7 protein-coding genes and 1 other RNA gene are annotated in these 8,765 nt (G+C 36.0%); 5 read left to right on the forward strand and 3 right to left on the reverse strand.

Annotated elements, in window-relative coordinates:
- The first annotated feature begins 149 nt into the window (after window positions 1-149).
- The 4 genes from ACIQ6Z_RS07990 to ACIQ6Z_RS08005 all read left to right on the forward strand — a co-directional run bounded on the left by ACIQ6Z_RS07990 (window position 150) and on the right by ACIQ6Z_RS08005 (window position 2,885).
- A complete protein-coding gene (locus ACIQ6Z_RS07990; protein ID WP_396210379.1) occupies window positions 150-644 on the forward strand; it encodes a DUF4199 domain-containing protein in 495 nt (164 codons plus the stop codon).
- Between the two features lie 7 nt (window positions 645-651).
- Entirely contained in the window at window positions 652-1,116 is a 465-nt protein-coding gene (locus ACIQ6Z_RS07995; RefSeq protein ID WP_396210380.1) for a 2-dehydro-3-deoxyphosphooctonate aldolase, read from the forward strand.
- A 90-nt stretch (window positions 1,117-1,206) separates the two neighbouring features.
- Entirely contained in the window at window positions 1,207-2,025 is an 819-nt protein-coding gene (kdsA, locus tag ACIQ6Z_RS08000) for a 3-deoxy-8-phosphooctulonate synthase (protein WP_396210381.1), read from the forward strand.
- A gap of 14 nt (window positions 2,026-2,039) precedes the next feature.
- A complete protein-coding gene (locus tag ACIQ6Z_RS08005) occupies window positions 2,040-2,885 on the forward strand; it encodes a hypothetical protein (protein ID WP_396210382.1) in 846 nt (281 codons plus the stop codon).
- 85 nt (window positions 2,886-2,970) lie between these two features.
- On the opposite strand, the gene ACIQ6Z_RS08010 is transcribed toward ACIQ6Z_RS08005, so the two are convergent.
- The 3 genes from ACIQ6Z_RS08010 to ACIQ6Z_RS08020 form a co-directional block, all read right to left on the reverse strand.
- Window positions 2,971-4,407 (reverse strand): MFS transporter, encoded by a 1,437-nt coding sequence (locus ACIQ6Z_RS08010; protein WP_396210383.1) that lies wholly within the window; start codon window positions 4,405-4,407, stop codon window positions 2,971-2,973.
- 34 nt (window positions 4,408-4,441) lie between these two features.
- A complete protein-coding gene (locus ACIQ6Z_RS08015) occupies window positions 4,442-6,541 on the reverse strand; it encodes a glycoside hydrolase family 97 protein (RefSeq protein ID WP_396210384.1) in 2,100 nt (699 codons plus the stop codon).
- Between the two features lie 156 nt (window positions 6,542-6,697).
- Complete coding sequence (locus ACIQ6Z_RS08020) at window positions 6,698-7,900, reverse strand: NAD(P)-dependent oxidoreductase (protein WP_396210385.1); 1,203 nt, start codon at window positions 7,898-7,900, stop codon at window positions 6,698-6,700.
- Window positions 7,901-8,029: 129 nt separating this feature from the next.
- On the opposite strand from ACIQ6Z_RS08020, the gene ssrA reads away from it, so the two are divergent.
- Window positions 8,030-8,427: a transfer-messenger RNA gene (ssrA, locus tag ACIQ6Z_RS08025) on the forward strand.
- The last annotated feature ends 338 nt before the right edge of the window (window positions 8,428-8,765 follow it).

Raw genomic sequence — 8,765 nt, forward strand, 5'->3', positions numbered from 1 at the left:
TTAAAAAACCTGAAATAGACCAATGCCATGTTCCATAAATTATTTCCATATTTTTTTGCAAATTTGTACAAAAATAGAAATTAAGATTGGTTTTTGTAACACTTGTTGTTAAATAGGCTAATTTTGGATAATCAATATACTCTTTCAGGATGAAAAAATTTGCAATCGAAATCAAATGGGCCCTCATTTCCATACTCCTCTTTTTGGCTTGGATGACTTTAGAAAAAGAAATGGGCTATCACGATATCAATATCAAATGGCAACCCGTTTTTAACTTGTTGTATATTTTCCCAACCTTTATTTTGTACCTATTGGCACTCATAGAAAAGAAAAAAAAATACTATCAAGATCAAATGAGTTGGAAACAAGGTATGATTTCAGCTATCATTATTTCCTTTATTATTGTGTTTTTTAGTCCGATTACACAATTCGTCATCCATGAAATCATCAGTCCGGATTTTCTTAAAAACACCATTAACTATACCGTAAGTCAAAAAAAACTAACGCTTACTGAAGCCAAAGAATACACCACCTTAACCAGTTCCATTTGGAAAAATATTTCGGATGGACTTTCCTTTGGCGTTGTAATTGGCGCGATTGTTGCTTACCTCATTCAATCAAAATCTATTGAATCAACAAAATAAAATTACGATGAAGTATTTAATGTTAACCTGTTTGTTTGTATTTTTCATCAGTTGTGTCAGTACAAAATCGACACTTAAAAATATTGATCCTACGGCTAAAAGGCCTGCATTTGCTAACGAAATGTATCTATTAACAGAATATGCAACAGACAATACGTATGGTTTTGATCCTGATTATCCTGTAAATATTGGCTTCATACATGAAAATCAAGAATTAATAAACCTAACGTATTATTTTAATGCATTAGAAGGTCCGAATGGAGAGAAAATCAGTTTCAAAAAAGTAGACACATGCTGCCCTTTTCCAACTAAAAATACCACAATGGGTGCTGGAACTATTGGAGTTTATGAAGTTATTATAGCAGGGACCACAAAAAAATTAACGATGTATTTTAACACGTTTGAAAAAGGAAAAATACTTTGCCCAAAAGGATTAACGATAAAAAAAAATCCAACAAGTAAACAATACTAACAAAATTATTGTTGTGTAACATAAGTAACCTTTTAAACTGCTGTTTAGAAGGTTTTTATTTTTATCTTTGCAACTTCAAAAACTACACAAATGAATTTACAAAACATTCCACAAATTAAACATACAACAAGTGGTAACTTTTTTTTATTGGCAGGCCCTTGCGCTATTGAAGGAGAAGAAATGGCCCTACGCATTGCTGAAAAACTAGTTAGTGTTACAGATAAATTAGAAATTCCATATGTTTTTAAAGGATCGTTTAAAAAAGCGAATCGTTCTCGAATTGATAGCTTTTCAGGAATTGGTGATGAAAAAGCTTTGAAAATATTACAAAAGGTTTCTAAAGAATTTGGTGTGCCCACAGTAACCGATATTCATACCAATGAGGATGCTGCTATGGCCTCAGAATATGTAGATGTCTTACAAATACCCGCATTTTTAGTGCGTCAAACAGATTTAGTAGTTGCAGCTGCAAAAACAGGAAAAACAGTAAACCTAAAAAAAGGCCAATTCATGAGTCCGGAAAGCATGAAACATGCTGTTCAAAAAGTATTAGATTGCCAGAATGAAAACATTATGGTAACCGACAGAGGAACAATGTTTGGCTACCAAGACATGATTGTTGATTTTAGAGGAATTCCAACCATGCAGCAATTTGCATCAACAGTATTAGATGTAACCCATTCGTTACAACAACCCAATCAAATGACTGGAGTAACAGGTGGTCGTCCCGACATGATTGAAACCATTGCCAAAGCAGGAATTGCTGTTGGTGTTGACGGAATTTTTATCGAAACACACTTTGATCCTTCGAATGCAAAAAGTGATGGTGCCAATATGTTGCACTTAGACTATTTTGAAGGTTTAATGACCAAACTTGTTGCGCTTCGCAAAACCGTAAATCAATTTTAATTTATATACTTCTAATGAAACATCCATTTTTAATGGTTGTACTAACTTTTTGTGCTTTTTCACAGTACGCCTTTTCGCAAGAAACAGTTGGAAATCCTGAAAAATACACGAGTACTAACAAAGGTAAATTTTATATTTTTTGGGGTGGAAACCGCGAATCCTATTCACGCTCCGACATTCGTTTCAAAGGGGCCGATTATGATTTCACCCTTTATGACGTTGCAGCGCATGACAAACCAAAAGGATGGCATTGTGATTATATCAATCCGGCGCGAATGACCATTCCTCAGACTAATTTTAGATTGGGGTATTTCATTACCGATCATTACAACATCTCTATTGGCGTTGACCATATGAAATATGTAATGTACAACGATAGAACGGTAAACTATTCAGGCTACTATCCAAATGCGGGTACGTATAATGAAAACCCAACAGCCAATACATTAACCTTAGACGAAAATTTCTTAACCTTTGAACATACCGACGGTTTGAACTACGTGAATACCGAATTTTCTCGTGTGGACGACTTGTCTAAATTGCTTCACTTACCCAATACCGATACGTTTCAAATTAATATCACAGAAGGCATTGGAGCGGGTGTATTGTTTCCAAAAACCAATACCAAATTATTAAACAAAGAGCGCTATGACCAATTTCATATTGCAGGATATGGCGTGGCAGCAAAAGTGGGATTAAACTTTACTTTTTTCAAGCATTTCTTTATACAAACCGAATTAAAAGGCGGATATATTGACATGAACGATATCAGAACTACTAATAATACGGCCGACAAAGCCGAACAACATTTTTGGTTTTTGCAACGAATCATAGCTATTGGTGGAATTTTTAGAATCTAATTTAGAATCCTTAAAGCTTCTCCATTATTATAAAAAAAACGTCTCAATACAATTGAGACGTTTTTTTATTTATTAGATATTCTGATTAGTGTCCTCCACTTACTTTCTTATCAAAACTAATGCCTTGACTTTTCAATATTCCAGAAACTTTCCATGCGTAGAAAGCTAAGTAAGCAAAACATAATACGCCAACAATGTAACTGGTTTGAATGGTAGAAATATCGGCGATATAACCTTGCAGTAAACTTACAAAGCCACCCCCCATAATCATCATGATTAAAAAACTACTACCTTGACTCGTATGCTTACCTAAACCACTTACGGCTAATGTAAAAATACAAGGCCAAAGCGTACTACAAAATAAACCAACACTTGTAAAGGCGTATACACTTACCATACCATCTGTTACCATACCTACAATCAATGCTACAATACCTAGTGATGAAAAAATCAGCAACATTCTAGCTGGATTACCTTTACTCGCTATATCAGCCAAAATCAATACCAAAATGATTACTGCATAAATATAAAAAGGTGTCAAATCGTGTTTAGCAATTGCATTCACAAATAAGAAAACTCCAAATGCTAAATAAGGTGCAATAAATCGTAATATTTTTTGCAAATTCATCTGATCCGTGAAAGCCTCTACAGCTCCTGTCCAGCGACCAATCATTAAACTGGCCCAATATAATGAAATGTAAGGTGCAATATCTTTCGTTAAAAATCCTAAGTTTTTCTCCATGTAAGCAGGCAAGTTACTGGCAGTAGATACTTCTACCCCAACATAAACAAATATAGCAATCATACCTAAAATCAATTGAGGATACTTTAATGCCGAACTTCTAGTCGCTGCTTTCTCATCTTCAGATTCTACGATAGCTTGAGGCTTGTCGGGTAAAGAAGAAAACTTAAGCAATATGGCCACTAATAAGAAAGCAGCACCTAAAATCAAGTAAGGCGTTTTAACACTTTCAATACTCATATCAGTATTGCCAGAAGTTGCCGAACCGAAAATAGCAAAACTAACAATTAATGGTCCAATAGTCGTTCCTAAGTTATTGATTCCACCGGCAAGTGTTAATCGTTGCGATCCAGTAGTTATTGGACCCAATGCAATTGCTAATGGATTGGCAACCGTTTGTTGTAATGAAAATCCAAGAGCCACAATAAATAATCCCGATAACATTAATGTAAACGACCCCGTATTGGCTGCAGGATAAAACAATAATGTACCTAAAGCAGAAATGGCTAAGCCTAAGGCCAATGAATTTTTATATCCTAATCTATTGATTAAATCTCCTTTGGTAAGATACGAAATCAAAAGATACAGTAACGATCCAACGGTGTACGCAATGTAAAAGGCTAATGACACTAATTGACTTTGAACTTGGGTCAAATCAAAAGCTTTTTTAAATACAGGAATTAATATATCGTTACTTGCTGCAACGAATCCCCAAAAGAAGAAAACAGTTACTAAAGGAATAAACTGTGCCCAGTTCGTTTTAATTTGGTTTGTACTCATAATTTTTAGTTTAATTGGTTTGGTTTAAATTCGTTTATTTTATGGGTATGAAACTAATAGCTGTCCCACCCCCATTAGCCAAATTTAGCTTAATTTTTGATTCAGAAGTCACTTGTATAGTTTTTATAGCATATGATTTCGGATTTTTTTCCCAATGGGCGTCTTTTCCATCCTCATAAATAGTGGCTTTATATTTTTTACCTGGTGTCAAAAAATTTAATTTAAGTACCGTTTTTCGTGGATTTTCATCGGTGATAGCGCCCAAAAACCATTCGTCTTTCCCTTTTGTTTTACGAGCAACAGTTACATAATCTCCAGGTTCTGCTTCCAAATAATACGATTGATCCCAATCTACAGCCACATCTTTAATAAATTGAAAGGCATCTATATATTTTTCATAATTCTCGGGCAAATCGGCAGCCATTTGTAACGGTGAATATAGTGTAACATATAACGCTAACTGTTTTGCCAATGTAGTATGCACCTGCTCCTTCTTTGCCGGATCGTAAATGTTCATTTTAATTTCAAAAATACCGGGGGTATAATCCATTGGTCCACCTAACAATCGGGTGAACGGAAGAATGGTTTCATGCATTGGCGGATTTCCTACAGACCACGCATTAAACTCGTTTCCACGTGCTGCTTCGGCAGCAATATAATTGGGATACGTTCGGCTGTAACCTGTGGGTCTCGAACTTTCGTGCGAGTTAACCATTAACTTATAATCGGCAGCGCGTTGTGCTACAAAATTATAATGATTGACCATTGTTTGTCCGTCATGATATTCTCCACGTGGAATAATTTTTCCCACATAACCCGATTTCACTGCCGGATATCCATACTGCTGCATCAATTCGAAAGCACGGTCTAAATGACGCTCATAATTGGCCACAGACCCAGATGTTTCGTGGTGCATAATCATTTTTATGCCTTTCGCTTTGGCATAATCATTGACTTCTTTTAAATTAAAATCGGGATACGGTGTACTAAAATCGAATACATTTTCTTTCCAATTGCCAAACCAGTCTTCCCAACCTGCATTCCATCCTTCAACTAAAACACCATCAAAACCATGCTTTGCTGCAAAATCAATGTAACGTTTGGTATTGGCAGTGGTAGCTCCGTGTTTTCCTGAAGGTTTCAATTGCCCATCAGCTGCATTTTGTGCGTTTTGACTCCCTGCATAATCCCAAGTAGCTTTTCCGATGTGCATTTCCCACCAAATACCCACGTATTTCATTGGTTTGATCCAAGAAGTATCTGTAATTTTTGAAGGCTCATTTAAATTGAGTATCATTTTAGAACCCACAATATCACGCGCATCATTTGAAATCATGATGGTTCGCCAAGGAGAAGCACAAGGCGCTTGCAAATAAGCCTTATCTCCAATGGCATTGGGAACCAAATCTGACTTCAAATCAAATTTCTTTGGATCTACATCCAAATGCATTACGGGATAATTGACTACGGCAGCTTCAAAAATATTGATATAAATTCCGGATGGTGATTTTAGCATTAAAGGCGATTGTACACGATACGGACTCGCAATAGACTTTACTCCGATACCATTGTTCATGTCTAATTTGGAATTGTCGATTTCGGATAAATTTGTTTCGTTATACGCATATTCTTGACTGTCATAATCCCCTGGTATCCAAAATGCTTTGTGATTTTCTAGTAAGTTAAAATGGGTTTTCTCGTCGGATACCACAAAATAGTTCAAATTAGATTGTTTGGGAATATCATACCGGAACGCTACCCCTTCGTCGTACACTCTAAAAATGATGTTGAGTTTTCGGTTGGTTTCCTTTTGAAGTAAATAATAGGTAATTTGGTTATACACATTTTGAATGGTAGCCTGTTCTCCTAGAACCGGTTGCCAAGATTCATTAACCGTTGTTGTTACTCGATCGATTAGCGAAAACCCATGATCGAGGGCTACATTGTTTTTTAATGCGATTCCTAATTCACTTTCTTCTACAATTTTTTGATTCAAATAAGAAACCTGATAGGCGGGTTTCCCTTCTGAAGTAAGAGAAAAAGAAACACTAATTTTTTTTGAAGGCGACTGGATTTCTTGACCCCAACTGCTTATTCCAAAACAAACAATAAAACCAAGTATAAATTTTTTCATGTAACTCGTATTTGAAGATTTTGATATTTACAAAAATCAATTAAAGCATAAAAATAGACTTTAACTTGAATGCAAACAACAAGATTGCCTCATAGTTATTAACGAAAACGTTTGAGTTGTTTCGCTCCCTCGCATCAAACACAAAAATAAAAAATCTTATTTCCCATCGACGTAGTCTTGTAAATAGGCAAATTTAGGTGTTAATTTACCCTTCTCAGTCATTTTAGCTCGTTGCAAAATTCCGTCTTTATCGCCGTTGAAAAATGCTGGGATCACATGTTGCATAAACATTTTTCCGAAGCCTTCACTAGCATCTTTTGGTAATTCACAAGGCAAATTATCGACAGACATGACCATAATTGAAGCCGGGTGTGTGTAGGCTACTTCTTTGTGTTCGCTAGGCAAATAGCCAAAAAAAGGTTCAGCAATGGTAGACGCTTTTAGAGTACATGCTATAGGTCCATCTACATCACAAGAAATATCAGCCACCAATTGTATTTTATTGTCGGGGGCTTGCAACATTTCGCGTGTGAGTATATCGGGAGCACCATTTCCATGAAAATGACCGGCCATAAACAAATCGGCTACTTTTGAAAAGCGACCAAAATCGGAAGTATAAGCCGACGGATTGACATAAAAATCAGCTTTTGAACTTGGCGTTCCGTCTGCTCTTTTATTATAATCCATCACATCAATTTGCGTATACACGGGCTCTGAATAGTTTTTGGTAAGAAAATCATCGACGGCCACTTGTTTTATTTTCATGCCGTCTAGCATTTCTTTAGCGCCCATCCCTACTTTACCATGACCCGTCAATACAATTTTGATATTGGGTAAAATTTGGCGTTTCAATCGGGTAATTAATTCTTCTTGACTGTTTAAGGTTTCGGCTTTGGCCAAAGTAAACAAATCATATTTGATTCCGAATGCTCTAATGCCATTATAAGCACCTACAATTCCGGCATAGCGACCAAAACCAATTAAACGTTGGTTGTTAGTATCAACAATGGTTTCATGATCATACAATTCGATATTCTTTTCCAAGACTGCTTGTAATAATTTTCTGTTGTAGGGTTGCTTTTTTATGGTATGCGAAAAGAAAAAATATTTTTTATTGGGAATCAAGGCCTCTACTGGCACTTCTTTTACTCCAAAAAGCACATCACAATGGGTTACATCCTCCACGACAGAAAAACCCAAGGATTGATACTGATCGTCGGAAAATACACGAATGTCTGAACTTTCGACATAAAGTGCTACCTCCGGGAAAGTAGATTGTAAGTGAAGGAGTTCATCAGGTGTAAAAACCACGCGGCGATCGGGCGGTGTTTTTCTTTCTTTAAGGAGTCCAAATTTCATGTATATACTATTATAACTAATAATTTAGTTTATGTTACAAATATAACATTTTACAGAAAGCGACACAATGTTTTTTTTTATTGAACTATTCCTAGTATTTTTGCGAAACTTTCTATTGCAGAAACTACTGGGGTCGACTGGTTTTGACAGCGAGTGGAATTGATTAGTAAGCACGTCGAGCATTGTATGTTTAGCTCGTAAATCCAAATGTACACACCTATAAACGGCGAAAATAATTACGCTTTAGCTGCTTAATCTGAATTATAGTAAGATTTGCCTAGTTCCGACCAGGTCGGAAAGCTAGATTCCCCTCAACAGCCCTGGTTTATGGCGTTTGACATAGGGGAACCGTAAAAGTAAACCTAGGAAAGGTAATGTTTTGAATCCTTTCTGACACGGATAAAGCTAAGCTAAAAGTGGCCGTTTCCAGCCTTGCTTTTGGTCGAAAACTCAAGAGGAAACTAAGCGTGTAGAACCCTTTTTGATTGCTTGTTTGGACGAGAGTTCGATTCTCTCCGACTCCACCCAAGAGGACAAGTCCAATTTTTCAAGGATTTGTCCTCTTTTTTTTTCTGCTAACTCATTGTCTTTCAGCAGCATTTAAAGCAAGAAGTCGTTCATTTTAAGAGTTCGACATTTTTGATTGTGAAAATACGCTCTAAGTTTTTTACCAAATTAGTTGACGATTTATACTATTAAATCTTTTATTGAACCGTTACATTATAATATGCACCTTGACTTCTTTCCATTATCTGTCTGTCAGAAGTATTTATGTTTGTTGTAAACGTAATCAGCTCTGGACAATGACCATTAAAACCGCTTGAAATTGTCCCAGGATTATTTCCAAACATTGTAAAACTTGTAG

This window comes from Flavobacterium sp. (assembly GCF_044376915.1).
Lineage (GTDB): Bacteria > Bacteroidota > Bacteroidia > Flavobacteriales > Flavobacteriaceae > Flavobacterium.